Origin of the sequence: Krasilnikovia sp. MM14-A1004 (assembly GCF_047159485.1) — a bacterium.
Classification (GTDB): Bacteria; Actinomycetota; Actinomycetes; order Mycobacteriales; family Micromonosporaceae; genus Actinoplanes.
In genome coordinates this window covers 333,062-347,956 of the sequence record NZ_AP038773.1, presented here as the reverse complement: position 1 = coordinate 347,956, position 14,895 = coordinate 333,062, and the positions used below count along the sequence as shown (strand labels likewise).

Genomic DNA, 14,895 nt, shown 5'->3' with positions numbered 1-14,895 from the left:
CCATGGCATACCCCCGCTGTGCGTCGGCAGACGCGGTGCCCCCGGCCCGCCTGGCGCGGCGTCGGCCAGCCTCGTGGCGATATGACCCACGATAGCTAGACAAACGTCACCGGGTCGGTCGTATGGCGACCTAGTGGTTCATATACGGACAGTCACAGTTTAGCGTTCTCATCCGTTGCCGGGGCCCGTCCGCGCGGATCCGCAGACTTCGACCTCAGGGCTCTCAGCAGGCACGTCCCGCCCCGGCACCCCCGGCGCACGCAAACCGGCCGTCCGTACCGCCACCGCGCGTGCTTACCCAGCGTCTTACCCCGCCGGTCGGCAGGCATCCCACCAGGCTGACATGGACGCAGGCGACGAACAACGCGAACCACGAAATGTGAGACAAAAACGCCACAAGCCGGTCCGATAGCCAAGGAGGGCGATTGGCGCCCACCCGTGGACCCGGAGGCAGAACGTGTTCCATTCCGCCGTACGCAAGCTAGCCGTGCTTGCCACCGCAGCGCTGCCCGTGCTCGTGGCACCGGCGCCCGCCCAGGCCAGCAGCCCCGGCCCGGCGATCATCGCCGCGCGGCTCATGGCCGGCCTGCCCACCCCGGCGCTCGAGTTGATGTCCCAACTCGTCTGGAAGACCAACCAGCAGCGATGGGCGAATGGCTGCGGGCTGCTGGCCGTCGACCAGGAGCTGATCATCGCGTCGATCCGGCAGAGCGCCCACATGGCTCTCACCGGAGACTTCAACCACGTGTGGCTGGACGGCTCGACGTTCGTGACCCGCTCCCGGGCCGCCGGCTACACCCAGCCGTCCGGGGAGAACATCGCCTGGGGCTACCCGACCGCCGACGAGGTGATCGCGGCCTGGATGGCCAGCCCGGAACACCGGGCGAACATGCTCGACTGCACCAACCGCTCGATCGGCACGGGAGTCAGCTTCGGGGCGAACGGCACGCCTTACTACACCCAGCTCTTCGGGCGGCTGTGACGTCGCGCCGGGAGGTCAGAACGCGCAGTTCACCAGGACCGGTTCGGGGTGCAGCTCGACCCCGAACCGGGCGGCCACCCCGTCGCGGATCTCCCGGGCGAGGCCGAGCAGCGCCGTGGTGGTGCCGCCACCCCGGTTGGTCAGCGCGAGGGTGTGCTTCGTGGAGATCGCCACGCCGTCCCGGCCGTACCCCTTGCCGAAACCGGCCTGCTCGATCAGCCACGCCGCCGGCACCTTGACCGCGCCCTGTTCCCCCGGCCAGAACGGCGGGTCGGCCCGCTCCCGCAGCGCCGCCCACTGGGACGCCGACAGCACCGGGTTGGTGAAGAACGACCCCACCGACCACGTGTCGCGGTCCTCGGCGTCGAGCACCATGCCCTTGCCCGCGCGCAGTTTCAGCACCGCGTCCCGCGCCTGCTGCAGCGGCACCCGCTCGCCCACCTCCACGCCGAGGTGGCGGGCCAGCTCGGCGTACCGGATCGGGGCGGACTCGCCGGAGACGGCCAGCCGGAAGTCGACCTCCAGCACCACCCAGCGGTCGGTGTGCTTGAAGATGCTGGACCGGTAGCCGAACCCGCACTCCGCCGGGGTGTACGCGCGCACCTCGTCGGCCGAGCGGTCGTACGCATGCACCGCCACGATCGTGTGGGCCACCTCCTGGCCGTACGCGCCCACGTTCTGGATGGGGGTCGCACCGGCGCTGCCGGGGATCCCGGACAGGCACTCCAGCCCGGACAGGCCCTCGGCCACCGTCCGGGCGACCACGTCGTCCCACGGTTCGCCCGCGGCGACCCGCACCACGGCCCCGGCGGAGTCGCGGGACACCACGCGCATCCCGGTGGTGCGCAGCAGCACCACGGTCCCCGCGAACCCCGCGTCGCCGACCACCACGTTGCTGCCCCCGGCCAGCACGAACACCGGCTCGCCCGCGGCCGTCGCCGCGCGGACCGCCGCGACCGCCTGCCCGGCCTCGGTCGCCACGGTCAGGGTGCCCGCGGGACCACCGAGGCGTAGCGTCGTGTACGCCCCCAGCGAACGCGCGGTCGCTGGGGATGCGGTGGTCTGCCGGTCAGCACTAACGTCAGGCACGACGTTCACCCTAGGGCGCGGGGGCCCGGGGTGCCTCAGGCGGTCGGGTTGAGCGGAGATTCCGATGAACAGGCTGCACGGGACGAAGGACTTCTGGATCGCGGCCCTGCGCGCCGACGGCCCCGCACTGCAGGACGCCCTCGCGGAGGCGGGCGCCGGCGCGCCGATACCGTCGCGCCCCGGATTCAGCGCCGCCGACCTGGTGGAACACCTCACCACCGAGCTGCATTGGGTACGCGAGCACACCCCGCGCGGCGTGACCGACCGGCCCGCCGACCCGGTCCCCGCGGCCCCGCGCCCCGACTGGCCGGACGCCCTGGACGGGCTGCGCCGCGAGCTGACCGGCACGATCGAGACCCTGGACGCGGTGGACGCCGAACTGCCCGCGTGGAACTGGGCACCACAGCCGAAGAAGGCCGCGTTCTGGCAGCGCCGGACGGCCCACGAGATCGCGCTGTGCCGCTGGGAGGCCGAGTCGGCGGTCGGGCGGGCCACCGCGCTGGAGACCAAGCTGGCCGCGGACGGCATCAGCGAGGCACTGGACACCTGGCTGCCGGCCGGGCGGCGTACCGGCCCGACCGACCTGCACGGGGTGGTGCACCTGGTCGCCACGGACGCCGCGTACGACTGGTTCGTCCGGCTGCGCGGCACCGGGGTCGCACTGCTCGACACCGGCACGATCCTCGACTCCGACGACCACCACCCCCGCGCCGAGGCCAGCGGCACCGCCAGCGAGCTGCTGCTCACGCTGACCGGTCGCCGCCCCACCGACGCCCTGGTCACCACGGGCGACCCCCGCCTGTTCGCCGCGCTCCAGGTCGGCTGAACCCGTTCACCCGATCCCGGTTCCGAAACCGGTTTCGGAACCGTCGCCCCCCTTCCCAGAGCGGCCTTTCGCCGTACGCTGTACCGGTTAAGTGCGGCGCCCAGCGACCGCAGCGACAGCGGGCAGGAAGCGGTGACAGGCATGACGGCCACGGTCTGGACCGAGTCGACGACGGAGACCAGCGGCGCGCCCGCGACGGCGGGGCCACGGTTCCCCGACGGGTTCGTCTGGGGCGCGGCCACCGCCGCATACCAGGTCGAGGGCGCCGCGACCGAGGACGGCCGCGGGCCCTCGATCTGGGACACCTTCAGCCGTACGCCCGGCAAGGTCGTCGCCGGGCACACCGGCGACGTGGCCTGCGACCACTACCACCGGTACCGCGACGACGTGGCGCTGATGGCCGAGCTGGGCCTCGCGTCGTACCGGTACTCGATCTCCTGGCCCCGGCTGCAGCCCGACGGCACCGGCCCGGTCAACACCCGTGGCCTCGACTTCTACGACCGGCTCACCGACGAGTTGCTGGCCAAGGGCATCGACCCGGTGGTCACGCTGTACCACTGGGACCTGCCACAGGCCCTGCAGGACCGGGGCGGCTGGACCGTACGGGAGACCGCCGAGGCGTTCGCCACGTACGCGCAGATCGCCTTCCGCCGCCTCGGCGACCGGGTACGCACCTGGACGACCCTGAACGAGCCGTGGTGCTCGGCGTACCTCGGCTACGGCAGCGGGCGGCACGCCCCCGGCGTCACCGACCCGGCCGCCGCGTTCGCCGCGCTGCACCACCTGCTGCTCGGGCACGGGCTGGCCGCGCGGGCGCTGCGTGCGGCGGGCGCGCGGCAGCTCAGCATCACCCTCAACCCGACCGCCGTGTACCCCGTGGATCCGGACAACCCGGCCGATGTCGAGGCGGCGCGGCTCGTCGACGGGCTGCACAACCGGATCTTCCTCGATCCGCTGCTGCGCGGCCGCTACCCCACCGACATGATCGAGCACATGCGCCGCTTCACCGACCTGGCGTGGCTGCGCGACGGCGACGAGGAACTGATCAGCGCCCCGATCGACGTCCTGGGGGTGAACTTCTACCAGCCCGCGTACGTGTCGGCGCGGCCCGGCACGCCCGCCTCCCCCGACAGCCCGGGCACCGAGGGCATCGCGTTCCGCGACCCGGTCGGCCCGGTCACCGACATGAACTGGCAGATCGAACCGGCCGCGCTGACCCGCCTGCTGGAGCGGCTGCACCGCGACTACCACGGCATTCCCCTGCTGATCACCGAGAACGGGGCCGCGTACCCGGACGAGCCCGGCCCGGACGGCCGGGTCCGCGACGCGGCGCGGATCGCGTACCTCGACGGCCACCTCCGGGCCTGCCAGGATGCGCTGTCCGCCGGTGTTGACCTTCGGGGATACTTCGTGTGGTCTTTGATGGACAATTTCGAATGGGCGGAGGGTTACGCCAAACGCTTCGGCATCGTGCACGTCGACTACACCACGCAGGCCCGGGTGGCGAAGGACAGCGCACGGTGGTATCAGGAGGTGATCAGGCGTAACGGTCTGCCCGACCGCGCCCGGGCGGAGGAGTGAGCTGAATGGTGACGCGGGAGCGCCCGACTCTGGAAGCGGTGGCGCGGCGGGCCGGTGTCTCCCGGGCCACGGTGTCCCGTGTCGTCAACGGCTCGACCACGGTCGCGGCCACGATCCGTGACGCGGTGAACCAGGCCGTCGAGGAGCTGGGGTACGTACCCAATCAGGCGGCCCGCAGCCTGGTCACCCAGCGGACCGAGTCGATCGCGCTGATCCTGCCGGAGACCGCCAGCCGGGTCTTCTCCGACGACATGTTCTTCCCGGCGGTGATAAGGGGAGTCAGCACGGAGCTGGAGGCCGCCGACAAGCAGCTGGTCCTCATGATGGCCGGCTCCGCGGCCAGCCACGACCGGGTCGAACGGTACGCGATGGCCGGGCACGTCGACGGCGTCATGTTCGCCTCGATGCACGGGGCCGACCCGTTACCCGGCAAGCTCGCCCGGCTCGGCATCCCGGTGGTGTGCAGCGGCCGCCCCATGAGCCCGGCCGGCAACACCGTCCCGTACGTGGACGTGGACCACTTCGGCGGGGTGGCCGCGGCGGTGCGGCACCTGGTCGGTGCCGGCCGGCGGCGGATCGCCACCATCGCCGGCCCGCAGGACATGATCGCCGGCGTGGACCGGCTGGCCGGCTACCAGGCCGTACTGGACGAGGCGGGGCTGCCCGAGCACGTCACCACCGGCGACTTCACCCGCGAGTCGGGCGTCCAGGCGATGCAGCGGCTGCTCACCGAGGACCCGGAGCTGGACGCGGTCTTCGTCGCCTCCGACCTGATGGCGCACGGCGCGTTGCAGGCCCTGCGCGAGCGCGGCCGCCGCGTACCGGTCGACGTCGCCGTGATCGGCTTCGACGACTTCGAGATCGCCCAGTACAGCGACCCGCCGCTGACCACGGTCCGCCAGCCCATCGTCGACATGGGCCGCACCATGGCGAAGCTGATGCTCACCCTGGTCGACGACCCCACCGAGGTGGCCGGCCCGGTGGTCCTGCCGACCGAGCTGGTCCTGCGCGCCTCCGCCTGAGCGCCAGGGTCCGCCGGGAAGCCTGCCCGACAGGGTCCGCCGGAAAGCTGACCGCCTCGTGGGGCGGGCGGGCGTGAGCCCCGGGTCAGGCGGGGGGCGCCTCGATCGGCAGTCCGAGCACCCGGCGCGCCAGCAGGGCGGCGCCCGCCACCGCGCCCGGCATGAGCAGGATCGCGCCGAGCGGCAGCAGGAAGCAGACGAACACGGCCGCCCCGAAGCCGAGGGCCAGCGGCCGGTTGGTGCGCAGCGCCGCCCGGCGATCCGCCAGCCGTCGCCCGCGCCGCTGGAACGGCACCCCGGTCAGCTCGACCGCCAGCAGCCACCCGCCGACCAACGCGCCCAGCACCGGCACCACGGTCTGCCCCACGAATGGCAGGAAGCCCAGCAGGAACAGCGGGATCCCGAGCAGCACCGACAGGGCGATCAGGCGCAGCGAGTCGACGAGGCTGCGCCCCAGCGAACGCCACCACGGCACCTCGACCTCGTCGGGCACCCCGCCGAACCGCTGTTCGACCAGGCCGGAGATCGTCTCGTAGAACGGGTCGCCGATGAGCAGGGTGACCGCCGTGAAGGTCAGCACCCCGATCAGTCCGCTGAGGCCCACCACCCCGACCCCCGCCAGCACCTGGACGAGGTCACGCCACCCGGCGTCCCAGTCGTCGGCGAACCAAGTGACCGCCCGGGAGACCTCTGGCAGGAACGCCAGCAGGGCGATGAGGGCAGAGGTGTACAGGATTCCCGAGATGACCGCCGGGATCAGGCCCAGCACCAGCAGCCGCGGGTTGCGCAGGCACAGGCCCAGGCCGCGGGGCAGCAGGGCCGCGCCGAGCAGGAACTCCCGTACGGGGCTGCCGGGGCCGATCGGGCGCATCGCAACATCGGTCACGACCCGGCAGCTTAGGACCCGGCCACCAGTTCGCCCGCCCCGACGCCCGCCGGTCCGGTGTCAGTGCTCGGCGGCGGCGGCGCGGACGGGCTGGGCGGCGGCTCGCTCGGATCGGCCGGGGTGGGCGGCGGCGTCCGGGACGGCTCCACCCGTCCGGGCGACGGGCTGCGCGACTCGGTGGCGCTGGCCGCGGCGCGGCGCGCGGTACGGCGGGGCGGGGTGGAGCGCACCGGGCGCGGCGTCCATTCCAGCGCCGTGACCGACTCGGGCGTCACGGTCCGGCTCGGCGCCGTCCCCAGGACGCCGCTGCCGGCCGGGGCCGACACGGGCGCGGGCCCGGCGGCCGGTGTACCGAGAGCCCAACCGACGGCCAGTGCGAAGGGCAGCCCGAGCAGGAGGACGCCGAAGAAGATCGATTTGGGGGAGAGCCGCACGGATTGACAATCGTTCCGGGGCCCGAAAGGTTACGGCGTACCCGCTGGGGCGTTGAGGAAGGCCGAGATCCGCTCGCGCAGGTCCCGGCGTTGCGTCCAGAGCACGTCGGGCCGGTCGTACACGTGCAGCGCGGCACCGAGCCGGTCGGCGACCCGCTCGGCGACGGCGGCCGGGTGCAGTTCGTCGCCGTCGCACCCGATCACCAGTGCCCGCCCCGCGAACGCTTGCAGCGCACCTTCGTCGGGCACGGCCGGGGTCTGCCAGAGCGTGTCGAGCTGCGGGGCCAGGCCGTCACGCCGCAACTGCTCCTCCCGCTGGCGCAGGTAGGCCCGGCCGGCGGCGGTGTCCCGGAGGTCGCGGGGCACCTCCGACTCGATCGCCGCACGCAGGTCCTCCGCGTCGGGCGCGGCGCGCAGGTCACCCGCATCGGGCGCGGCGCGCAGGTCACCCGCGTCGAGTGCGGCGCGCAGCCGTCGCATCCGGTCGCGGGCGGCGGTGGGCCGCACCCCGTCCAGCGGGGCGGGCAGGAACAGCACCACCCGCGCGAAGCGGTCCGGTCGCCGCGCCAGCAGGCGGCACACGGCGGCGGCGCCCATGCTGACCCCGACCGCCCGGGTGGCGCCGGAACGGTCCGCGACCGCTTCGAGATCGTCGGCGAGGTCGGCGAAGCTCCACGGCCCCGGCGGGGCGTCGGAACGGCCGTGCCCGCGCTGGTGGAAGAAGACCCGCCGCCCGGTGACGGCACTGCCCAGCGGGCGGGTACCGGCGATGTCCCCGGCGAGGCCGTGGGCGAACACGGTGACCGGTTCCCCGGTGCCCGTGACGAGCTGCTCCAGGCGTACGCCGCCGGGGGTGTCGATCAGTTCGGTGTGCGGGCCGGGCAGTTCGGGCTGCGGGACCCGCGTGCCGTCGGCTACCAGAAGCCCTTGCCGTCGGACAGGTCACGCAGGCCCGTACGGACGTCCAGCAGGTAGACCAGGGCCGCACCGATGCCGATCAGCCCGAAGATGCCGATCGGCCCGCTGACCAGGTACGTCAGGACGAGGCAGACGGCGAGGATGGCCACCCAGGCGCCCTTGGGCAGGGTGCCGATCGCCGGGAATCCGTCGCCACGCTGGGTGATGCAGTGCACCAGCGCCACGGCCTGCACGATCAGCGAGAAGATCATGATGACCAGGTTGATGCCGCGGTACACGTCGTCGTAGAAGATCGGAGCGCTGGTGGCCATGGCCCGAGTCTATGCCGCGGGCCCCGGCCGAAGCCGGGGCCCGCAGTTCACGCGGTGGCGTGTTCGATCACTTGGCGGCCGGACGGGTCCGCTTCACGGCGCGCGGCTTCGGCTCGGCCTGGGCGGCGGCCTCGACGGCCTTCGGGGCCTCGGTGGCCTCGATGTCGGCGTTGACCACGTCCGCGGCCTCGACGACGCCGGAGCCCACCACGCGCTCGCCACGGGCGACCAGCGCGGTGTACGCGCTGACCGCACGCTCCGAGGCCAGCTGCGCGAACGCGACAGCGTTGCTGGCGGCGGTGTCGCGCAGCTTGGTGTAGTCGGTCGTGGCGGCCTTCTCGCGCAGCGTGCCGGCCTTGGTGTTGGCGTTGGCGATCGCGGGCTTCAGGGTCGCGACGGCGCGGTCGCTGAGCTCGCTGAGCGCGGCGGGCAGCTTGCGCAGCTGCTCGACGGCGAGGTCACCGGCGCCGGCGGCGGCGTACAGCGGGGCGGGGATCTTGGTCTTGGTCTGCTCGGTCATGTCGTCTCCTCCGACTTGGTGGTGGTCCTGGGCGGGGGCGCGGCACCGTCTTCTACGACCGCCACGTCCTCCAGGACGGCGGCCAGGTCGCCGCCCTCCTGCTCGACGTGTGCCTCCGCGGTCTTGGGCGGTGCGTGCCGGGCGTTCTCGTTGCGGAACGTCTCGTAGATCTGGGACAGCGACTGCTTCTGCGCGATGGTCAGCTCGGGGTCGACCGCGATCGCGGCCAGCACGCCCTGCTGCCCCTCGCTGTCGAGCAGGCCGGCGCGCAGGTACATCGCCGGGGTGGAGACCCGCAGCGCGCTGGCGAGCTGCTGGAGCACCTCGGCACTGGGTTTACGCAGGCCACGCTCGATCTGGCTGAGGTACGGGTTGCTCACCCCGGCCCGCTCCGCAAGCTGCCGGAGCGAGATCTTGGCGGATTGACGCAGGTCGCGGATGAATCCGCCGATGTCCTGCGGCAGGTCCTTGGGCGTGGGCATGCCTCGACGCTATCGCCGACCGCTAACTCCTGCAAGCAAAACGCTTGCAGGAGTTAGCGTGAATCACCTCACCCAGTGACGGCCGCCTCACGAACGGACAACATCACCAGGCGGCGCGGACCTCGCCGACCGGTTCCCCGCCGCCCAGTACGGCCACCTCCGGCACCGGGCCGTCCACTCCCAGGCGGCGCAGGGCCGCATGCAGAACCGGCATGCGGGCTCGCGCCGCCCCGTCGGAGATCTTGAATGCCACGGCGCCCACCCCCGGCACGGCCACCGCCTGCACCCCTTCGGCGCCGCCCTTGGCCAGCAACCCCGGCAACCCGGACATCAGTACGGTGTCGTCCCCGCCCGTACCGTGCACCAGCTCGGGGTGGGCCCGCATCGCGTCCGCCACCCGGCGCTCGGCGCTGCCCGGCTCGGCGTCCACCAGCCGCAGGAACGACCGCGCCAGCGCGGTCAGCGAGAACGCGAACACCGGCGCCCCGCAGCCGTCCACCCCGGTCGCCGCGATCGGCTCACCGACCAGCTCCGTCACCGTCTGCGCCAGCGCGGCCTGCAACGGATGCCCGGCATCCCGGTACGACTCCACCGTCCAGCCGTTGGCCACGCAGGTAGCCAGCATGCCGGCGTGCTTGCCGGAGCAGTTCATCAGGATCCGCTGCGGTCCGCCGCCCGCCCGTACCACCGCGTCGCGATCGTCCTCCGACGCCGGCAACGCGGGCGGGCATCCCAGCGCCTCCGGGCCCAGCCCCGCCGCGGCGAGGATCTCCCGCGCCCGCTGCGCGTGGAACGGCTCGCCGAGATGACTGCCGCTCATCAGCGCCAGGTCGGCGGACTCCCGCGGGCGCAGCCCGGCGCGCAGCATGCCGACGGTCTGCAACGGCTTGTTCGACGAGCGGGGGAAGATCGGCGAGCTGACGTCCCCGGCGCTGTCCTTCACCGCGCCCGCCGAGTCCAGCACCACGACCGAGCCGTGGTGCACGCTCTCGACGAAACCGGACCGTACGACCTCCGCGAGGATCATCGGGCGGGGATGCCGAGCAGCTCCCGCGCCTCCGACGGGCTCAGCGGGGGCCGCTGGGCGAGCTGCGCGAAACCGACAGCGCGCGCCACGAGCTGCATGTTCGACTCGACCGGCTGGCCCTTCGCGTACGTGACGGTGTCCTCCATGCCGACCCGCAGGTGGCCGCCCGCCGACAGCGAGGCCAGCATGACGGGGATCGTGCTGCGTCCGATGCCGGTGGCCGAGAACGTGGTGCCCTCGGGCAGGTCACGCAGCGCCTGGCGGCAGGCCACCAGCGCCTCCGCGGTGCCGGGCATCCCGCCGGGCACCCCCATCACCAGGTCGACGTGCACGTGCCCGCCGAACGGCAGCCCGTACGAGCTGAGCAGGCGCTGCAGCGTGGTGAGCTGGCCCAGGTCGAAGATCTCGTACTCGGGGACGATGCCGCGTTCCTGCATCCGGGTGTGCAGCTCGACGACGAACTCCCAGCGGTTCATGAAGACGTCGTCGCCGAAGTTGACAGTGCCCATCGTGCAGGACGCCATCTCCGGGCCCGCGTCGAGCACGGCCAGCCGGTCCGCCTCCGGGTCCACCACGGAACCGCCCGAGGAGAGCTGCACGATCAGGCCGGTGGACTCGCGCAGCCCCGCCACAGTCGCGCGCAGCCGCCCCTGATCGAGGGTGGGCTTCGCGTCGTCGTCGCGGATGTGCACGTGGATGATGGCGGCGCCGAGCGCCTCGCACTCCTTGGCGGTGGCCACGAGTTCGTCGAGGGTCACGGGCAGCGCGGGTACGGCCGCCTTGCTGCTTTCCGCGCCGGTGGGCGCGACGGTGATGAGGGTCCCGGTCATGCCCGCGATCCTGCCACGTGGGACGGGCCGGGGTCGCGGGGACCGCAGCTCAAGAGATGATCAGGCCGGGTCGACGGCCGCCGCGGACTCGGCGACCTGGAGCCGGGCGTCGTCTCCCACGTTCCGCTTCAGCACCGCGAGGGCGATCATGCCCAGTTCGTGGTGGCGCACGGCGGTGCCCACGAAACCGACAGCGCGCCCGTCCAGCGTGACCGGGGTGCCCTGCGCGGGCGGGTGATCCGTGGCCACGCCGTCCAGGTGCAGCAGCACCAGGCGGCGGGGCGGCCGCCCAAGGTTGTGCACCCGGGCCACCGTCTCCTGCCCCCGGTAACAACCCTTGTCCAGATGTACGGCGGCCGCGAGGAACCCGGCCTCGGCGGGGATCGTGCGGTGGTCGGTCTCCCAGCCCAGCCGCGGGATCCGGTGCGCGACCCGCACCGCCTCGTACGCCCACAGCCCGGCCTGCGGCACGTCCAGCGCCGCGCGCACCGCCTCGACCTCGGGGCGGCGGACCAGCAGGTCGACGCCGAGCGGGACCCGGCGGGCCAGGCCGTGCGCGAATTCGCGGACGTCGTACTCGGCCGTCGGCCCGACCGGCACGGCGCCCTTGGCGAACTTGGCGTCCGGCACCGGGGCGATCCGCGGCTCGGCCAGGCCGGTCAGGCCCAGCCGGGCGGCGGCGTCGGCGGCGTCCGGCCCGACCAGCGACAGCACCGCCAGCTCGGCGGTGGCGTCGCGCGGCTCCACCTTCGTGAAGAACCGCATCATCTCCAGGTACTTGAGCAGACCGGCACCGCTGCCCGGCTCGGTGTCCAGCCAGGCCGTCGTGCCGTCCTCGGTGACCAGGGCATGCTGCTCGACGTGGCCGTGCGGGGAGAGGACGAGCAACTCGGTGCCCTGCCCGGCGCGCAGGTCGCTCAGGTGCTGAGTGGTCAGGGTGTGCAGCCAGCTCGCGCGTTCCTCGCCGGGCACCGCGACGATCTCGCGGTGCGACCGGTCGACCAGGCCGACCGCCGTGTCGAGCAGGCGCTGCTCGCGCATCGGGTCGCCGTAGTGTGCGGCCACGCCCGCGTCGAGGGAGTCGGGGGTCAGGTCCTCGACCATGATCATGTGAGCTCCTTGCAGTCACCGCAGACGCCGAACAGCGACACGTGCCCGACGTCGACCCGGAACCCGCGCTCGGCATGCAGCTGCCGGGTCACCGGCGCCAGCACGGACGGGTCCGCCTCGCCGATCGACCCGCAGCGGCGGCAGACCAGGTGCACGTGCTGATCCTCGCCGGCGCGGTGGTAGGTGGGCGAGCCGTGCGACAGGTGGGTATGGCTGACCAGGCCCAGCTCCTCGAGCAGTTCGAGGGTGCGGTACACCGTGGTGATGTTGACCCCGGCTGCCCTTTCCCGTACGGCCTGGTGCACCTGCTCCGGGGTGGCGTGGCCCAGTTCGTACACCGCTTCCAGGATCAGCTGGCGTTGCGGGGTGAGCCGCAGGCCGCGTTCCCGGAGCTTGTCGGCAAGCGATGGGGCGGTCACGGTATGAGCATAGTTCGACATGCCTATGCGCCCCGCCCGCGGCGGTCGGGGGTGGTCAGCCGCCGATGCGCAGCAGCCGGGCGGACATGTGCGGCTCCAGACCGTGGCCCTCGGCCGCGACCTCCTGCGCGTACAGCAGGGCGCCCTCGACGATGCCGAACAGCCGGTGGCCCGCCGTGACCTCCTTGGCGGTGGGCGAGCGGACGATCGCGTCCGCCTCCATCTCCAGCCGGGTGCCGGTCACCTTGCCGAGGTACAGCTCCATGATCCCGGTGGGGGTGCACAGGGTGGCTTCCATGTCGTCGGTGGCCCGCCCCTCGGCGTCGGTCACCGGCCGCCACCAGCCGACCTCGCGGTTGGCCATCCGGACCGCCTGCGACTCGTCGTCGAGAATCCACGCCCGCGACTCGTAGTGCAGGAACGGCCGCCCGTCGTGGCTGATGCGGACCTCCTGCGCGAAGTTGAAGTCCTCGACGCCGGGATAGCCACCCTGGCCGCGGCCGCGCCACAGCCCGATGAACGGCAGCAGGCCCAGCAGCGCCGGGTGCAGATCGGGCCCGGAGCGCAGGTCGTGGGTGTCCTCGTACGGGTACGCGTCCACCGGCGGCGCGTTCAGCCAGGGCGGCGGCCCCAGTGGGTTCTCGGCGGCCTTCTCCTCGCTCACCAGCGTCCCCTTGCCATCCGCACGGCCAGGTAGCCCAGGCCGCCCGCCAGCGCGCCGAACCCGGCGACCAGCAGGCTCACGAATCCGATCTCGGTAACCATGACCCGGTCATCGTAGTCAACAGCGGACGCGCCTAGGCTGACGGCCATGACTCGCCTGCTCGTGGTCAAGGCAACCGCCGGCGCCGACGCCCCGGAACGCTGCTCCCAGGCGTTCACCGTGGCCAGCACCGCCGTGGCCGCGGGGGTGGACGTCTCGTTCTGGCTCACAGGCGAGTCCACCTGGTTCGCCCTGCCGGGGCGGGCGGAGCAGTTCGAGCTGCCGCATGCCGCTCCCCTGCCCGACCTCCTGGGGCTGCTGCTGGACAACGGCCGGGTCACCGCCTGCACCCAGTGCGCCGCCCGGCGCGGCATCACGCCGGAGGACGTCCTGCCCGGCGTACGGATCGCGGGCGCCGCCGTCTTCGTCGAGGAGATCATGGGCGAGGGCGCCCGGGCCCTCGTGTACTGAGTCAGCCGTGTACTGAGTCAGCGGCACCCGATCGTGACGCTGACCTGGACCTTGTCGTCGGTCACTGTCGCCACCACGGAGAAGCCACCGATCCGCCACGCCCACGCGCGCGGCTCGGCCTGCACGACGCCCGCCCCCGCGGTCAGCGCCTGAAGCGCCCGGCCCAGATCGCGCGGCACCGGGACGGCCACGCTGGTCACGGTCCGCGCCGTCCCGCCGGACGGGCAGACCACCTCCGTCACGGTCCCCGCCACGGCACCGGCCGCGCCCAGTGCGCGCAGGGCGGCCCGGTACACCGTGGGCACCGTGGACGCCGCCGGGCTGGTGGGTGTCGTGTTCACTCCGGCGGCCGGCGGGCGGCAGCCGGTGGAAACCTGCAGGGTGACGACGGTGGCGTCGGCCGGGGTTCGCGCGTCGATCGCCACGAAACCACCGGCGTCGGCGTACAGCTCCAGGCGGGTGCCGGACGGGCTGCGCCGGACCCGGGCGTGGTACCCGGCGGGCAGGGCCTGCGCGACCGCGTCGAGGGCCGGACCGGCCCCACCGGCCCTCACCCGCAGGGTGACCTCGCGGATCGCCTCGACGCCGGGGCGGACCGGGGTGATCCGGCAGTCCCGCGAGAACTCCGTGGGGTGCAGCACGACGGCGCGGCCGTCGGCGTCCGCCGCGGCCATCACGGCGCCGGTGGCCTCGTCCAGGAACGGCAGGGCCGCCGCGATGTCACGCTGCTCCGGAACGGTGGGCGGGTCGTGGCGGACGGACCAGAAGACCAGCCCGGCCAGCAGCACCGCCCACGCCACGACGACCACCCGCAGCCACGGGCGGCGCGGCGGCCGTGGGGCGGGCGGATATGCCGGGGGAATCACGCCGTCATGGTGGCATGGCAGGCCGCATACGCGTGCAGGGGCGGGACCCGAAACCGGGTCCCGCCCCTGCGGCAACAGAGCGTGGGTCAGTTGGCGACGGTCAGGCCGACCTCGTTGACGCCACGGGCGGCGTCGACGGTGAGGTCGCCGTTGCCCGCCCGGGAGAGCGCCCGCAGCGTCCACGTGCCGGGCGCGGCGAAGAACCGGAACACCCCCTCGGGCGAGGTGACCACCTCGGCGGTGAACTCGCCGGAGGAGTCGAGCAGCCGGACGTACGCGCCGCCCACGGCCTCACCGTCGGCGGTGCGCACGGCACCGGTGATGACGGTCTCCTTCTCCAGGTCGACGCTCGCGGGCAGCGGCGCGGACTGGTCCGGGGCGGCGCACCCGGCTGCGGTGTTGGCGGGAGAAGTCATGG

General features: G+C 73.2%; 20 protein-coding genes. 5 read left to right on the top strand and 15 right to left on the bottom strand.

Annotated elements, in window-relative coordinates; all coding sequences use genetic code 11:
* Window positions 1-487 precede the first annotated feature (487 nt).
* The gene (locus tag ACMCNN_RS01660) at window positions 488-982 is read left to right on the top strand and encodes a CAP domain-containing protein (protein ID WP_412744401.1); all 495 of its coding nucleotides are present in this window, start codon (window positions 488-490) and stop codon (window positions 980-982) included.
* 15 nt (window positions 983-997) lie between these two features.
* Here the strand turns inward: ACMCNN_RS01660 and ACMCNN_RS01655 are convergent, their stop codons facing one another.
* A complete protein-coding gene (locus ACMCNN_RS01655; protein WP_412744400.1) occupies window positions 998-2,071 on the bottom strand; it encodes a UDP-N-acetylmuramate dehydrogenase in 1,074 nt (357 codons plus the stop codon).
* Window positions 2,072-2,135: 64 nt separating this feature from the next.
* On the opposite strand from ACMCNN_RS01655, the gene ACMCNN_RS01650 reads away from it, so the two are divergent.
* The 3 genes from ACMCNN_RS01650 to ACMCNN_RS01640 all read left to right on the top strand — a co-directional run bounded on the left by ACMCNN_RS01650 (window position 2,136) and on the right by ACMCNN_RS01640 (window position 5,500).
* Window positions 2,136-2,897 carry a hypothetical protein gene (locus tag ACMCNN_RS01650; protein WP_412744399.1) on the top strand — a complete coding sequence of 254 codons (762 nt, stop codon included), beginning with the start codon at window positions 2,136-2,138 and terminating at the stop codon, window positions 2,895-2,897.
* 141 nt (window positions 2,898-3,038) lie between these two features.
* Window positions 3,039-4,478, top strand: a complete 1,440-nt coding sequence (locus tag ACMCNN_RS01645; RefSeq protein WP_412744398.1) for a GH1 family beta-glucosidase — start codon at window positions 3,039-3,041, stop codon at window positions 4,476-4,478.
* 5 nt (window positions 4,479-4,483) lie between these two features.
* The gene (locus ACMCNN_RS01640; RefSeq protein ID WP_412744397.1) at window positions 4,484-5,500 is read left to right on the top strand and encodes a LacI family DNA-binding transcriptional regulator; all 1,017 of its coding nucleotides are present in this window, start codon (window positions 4,484-4,486) and stop codon (window positions 5,498-5,500) included.
* Between the two features lie 85 nt (window positions 5,501-5,585).
* On the opposite strand, the gene ACMCNN_RS01635 is transcribed toward ACMCNN_RS01640, so the two are convergent.
* From ACMCNN_RS01635 to mtfM, 12 genes are all read right to left on the bottom strand, one after another.
* Window positions 5,586-6,371 carry an EI24 domain-containing protein gene (locus ACMCNN_RS01635; RefSeq protein WP_412747018.1) on the bottom strand — a complete coding sequence of 262 codons (786 nt, stop codon included), beginning with the start codon at window positions 6,369-6,371 and terminating at the stop codon, window positions 5,586-5,588.
* A 26-nt stretch (window positions 6,372-6,397) separates the two neighbouring features.
* A complete protein-coding gene (locus ACMCNN_RS01630) occupies window positions 6,398-6,820 on the bottom strand; it encodes a hypothetical protein (RefSeq protein ID WP_412744396.1) in 423 nt (140 codons plus the stop codon).
* Between the two features lie 30 nt (window positions 6,821-6,850).
* Complete coding sequence (locus ACMCNN_RS01625) at window positions 6,851-7,741, bottom strand: alpha/beta fold hydrolase (RefSeq protein WP_412747017.1); 891 nt, start codon at window positions 7,739-7,741, stop codon at window positions 6,851-6,853.
* Window positions 7,735-8,049: a DUF2516 family protein gene (locus ACMCNN_RS01620; RefSeq protein WP_412744395.1), complete on the bottom strand. Its 315-nt coding sequence runs from the start codon at window positions 8,047-8,049 to the stop codon at window positions 7,735-7,737. The genes ACMCNN_RS01625 and ACMCNN_RS01620 overlap by 7 nt, the downstream gene beginning before the upstream one ends.
* Window positions 8,050-8,116: 67 nt before the next feature.
* Window positions 8,117-8,569 (bottom strand): hypothetical protein, encoded by a 453-nt coding sequence (locus ACMCNN_RS01615; RefSeq protein ID WP_412744394.1) that lies wholly within the window; start codon window positions 8,567-8,569, stop codon window positions 8,117-8,119.
* Window positions 8,566-9,051 (bottom strand): helix-turn-helix domain-containing protein, encoded by a 486-nt coding sequence (locus ACMCNN_RS01610; protein WP_412744393.1) that lies wholly within the window; start codon window positions 9,049-9,051, stop codon window positions 8,566-8,568. The genes ACMCNN_RS01615 and ACMCNN_RS01610 overlap by 4 nt, the downstream gene beginning before the upstream one ends.
* Window positions 9,052-9,154: 103 nt before the next feature.
* Window positions 9,155-10,078, bottom strand: coding sequence for an asparaginase (locus tag ACMCNN_RS01605; protein ID WP_412744392.1), 924 nt, complete (start codon window positions 10,076-10,078; stop codon window positions 9,155-9,157).
* Window positions 10,075-10,908 (bottom strand): 3-keto-5-aminohexanoate cleavage protein, encoded by an 834-nt coding sequence (locus ACMCNN_RS01600; protein WP_412744391.1) that lies wholly within the window; start codon window positions 10,906-10,908, stop codon window positions 10,075-10,077. The genes ACMCNN_RS01605 and ACMCNN_RS01600 overlap by 4 nt, the downstream gene beginning before the upstream one ends.
* A gap of 60 nt (window positions 10,909-10,968) precedes the next feature.
* Entirely contained in the window at window positions 10,969-12,018 is a 1,050-nt protein-coding gene (locus ACMCNN_RS01595; RefSeq protein ID WP_412744390.1) for a YgfZ/GcvT domain-containing protein, read from the bottom strand.
* Window positions 12,015-12,458, bottom strand: coding sequence for a Fur family transcriptional regulator (locus ACMCNN_RS01590; protein WP_412744389.1), 444 nt, complete (start codon window positions 12,456-12,458; stop codon window positions 12,015-12,017). Before ACMCNN_RS01590 ends, ACMCNN_RS01595 begins: the two co-directional genes overlap by 4 nt.
* A 34-nt stretch (window positions 12,459-12,492) precedes the next feature.
* On the bottom strand, window positions 12,493-13,101 hold the full coding sequence (locus ACMCNN_RS01585; RefSeq protein WP_412744388.1) for an FABP family protein: 609 nt from the start codon (window positions 13,099-13,101) through the stop codon (window positions 12,493-12,495).
* Window positions 13,098-13,202, bottom strand: coding sequence for a small membrane protein MtfM (mtfM, locus tag ACMCNN_RS01580; RefSeq protein ID WP_278044974.1), 105 nt, complete (start codon window positions 13,200-13,202; stop codon window positions 13,098-13,100). Before mtfM ends, ACMCNN_RS01585 begins: the two co-directional genes overlap by 4 nt.
* Window positions 13,203-13,248: 46 nt before the next feature.
* On the opposite strand from mtfM, the gene ACMCNN_RS01575 reads away from it, so the two are divergent.
* The gene (locus ACMCNN_RS01575) at window positions 13,249-13,611 is read left to right on the top strand and encodes a DsrE family protein (protein ID WP_412744387.1); all 363 of its coding nucleotides are present in this window, start codon (window positions 13,249-13,251) and stop codon (window positions 13,609-13,611) included.
* A gap of 17 nt (window positions 13,612-13,628) precedes the next feature.
* On the opposite strand, the gene ACMCNN_RS01570 is transcribed toward ACMCNN_RS01575, so the two are convergent.
* Both ACMCNN_RS01570 and ACMCNN_RS01565 read right to left on the bottom strand, forming a co-directional pair.
* Complete coding sequence (locus ACMCNN_RS01570) at window positions 13,629-14,477, bottom strand: hypothetical protein (protein ID WP_412744386.1); 849 nt, start codon at window positions 14,475-14,477, stop codon at window positions 13,629-13,631.
* An 86-nt stretch (window positions 14,478-14,563) separates the two neighbouring features.
* Entirely contained in the window at window positions 14,564-14,893 is a 330-nt protein-coding gene (locus ACMCNN_RS01565; protein ID WP_412744385.1) for a DUF1416 domain-containing protein, read from the bottom strand.
* Window positions 14,894-14,895: the final 2 nt, after the last annotated feature.

What these genes read in the sequence shown, in the direction of transcription:
- ACMCNN_RS01650 (WP_412744399.1), top strand. Translation starts at nt 2,136, where the DNA reads ATGAACAGGCTGCACGGGACGAAGGACTTCTGGATCGCGGCCCTGCGC.
- ACMCNN_RS01645 (WP_412744398.1), top strand. Translation starts at nt 3,039, where the DNA reads ATGACGGCCACGGTCTGGACCGAGTCGACGACGGAGACCAGCGGCGCG.
- ACMCNN_RS01640 (WP_412744397.1), top strand. Translation starts at nt 4,484, where the DNA reads ATGGTGACGCGGGAGCGCCCGACTCTGGAAGCGGTGGCGCGGCGGGCC.
- ACMCNN_RS01635 (WP_412747018.1), bottom strand. Translation starts at nt 6,371, where the DNA reads ATGCGCCCGATCGGCCCCGGCAGCCCCGTACGGGAGTTCCTGCTCGGC.
- ACMCNN_RS01620 (WP_412744395.1), bottom strand. Translation starts at nt 8,049, where the DNA reads ATGGCCACCAGCGCTCCGATCTTCTACGACGACGTGTACCGCGGCATC.
- ACMCNN_RS01615 (WP_412744394.1), bottom strand. Translation starts at nt 8,569, where the DNA reads ATGACCGAGCAGACCAAGACCAAGATCCCCGCCCCGCTGTACGCCGCC.
- ACMCNN_RS01610 (WP_412744393.1), bottom strand. Translation starts at nt 9,051, where the DNA reads ATGCCCACGCCCAAGGACCTGCCGCAGGACATCGGCGGATTCATCCGC.
- ACMCNN_RS01605 (WP_412744392.1), bottom strand. Translation starts at nt 10,078, where the DNA reads ATGATCCTCGCGGAGGTCGTACGGTCCGGTTTCGTCGAGAGCGTGCAC.
- ACMCNN_RS01600 (WP_412744391.1), bottom strand. Translation starts at nt 10,908, where the DNA reads ATGACCGGGACCCTCATCACCGTCGCGCCCACCGGCGCGGAAAGCAGC.
- ACMCNN_RS01595 (WP_412744390.1), bottom strand. Translation starts at nt 12,018, where the DNA reads ATGATCATGGTCGAGGACCTGACCCCCGACTCCCTCGACGCGGGCGTG.
- ACMCNN_RS01590 (WP_412744389.1), bottom strand. Translation starts at nt 12,458, where the DNA reads ATGTCGAACTATGCTCATACCGTGACCGCCCCATCGCTTGCCGACAAG.
- mtfM (WP_278044974.1), bottom strand. Translation starts at nt 13,202, where the DNA reads ATGGTTACCGAGATCGGATTCGTGAGCCTGCTGGTCGCCGGGTTCGGC.
- ACMCNN_RS01575 (WP_412744387.1), top strand. Translation starts at nt 13,249, where the DNA reads ATGACTCGCCTGCTCGTGGTCAAGGCAACCGCCGGCGCCGACGCCCCG.
- ACMCNN_RS01565 (WP_412744385.1), bottom strand. Translation starts at nt 14,893, where the DNA reads ATGACTTCTCCCGCCAACACCGCAGCCGGGTGCGCCGCCCCGGACCAG.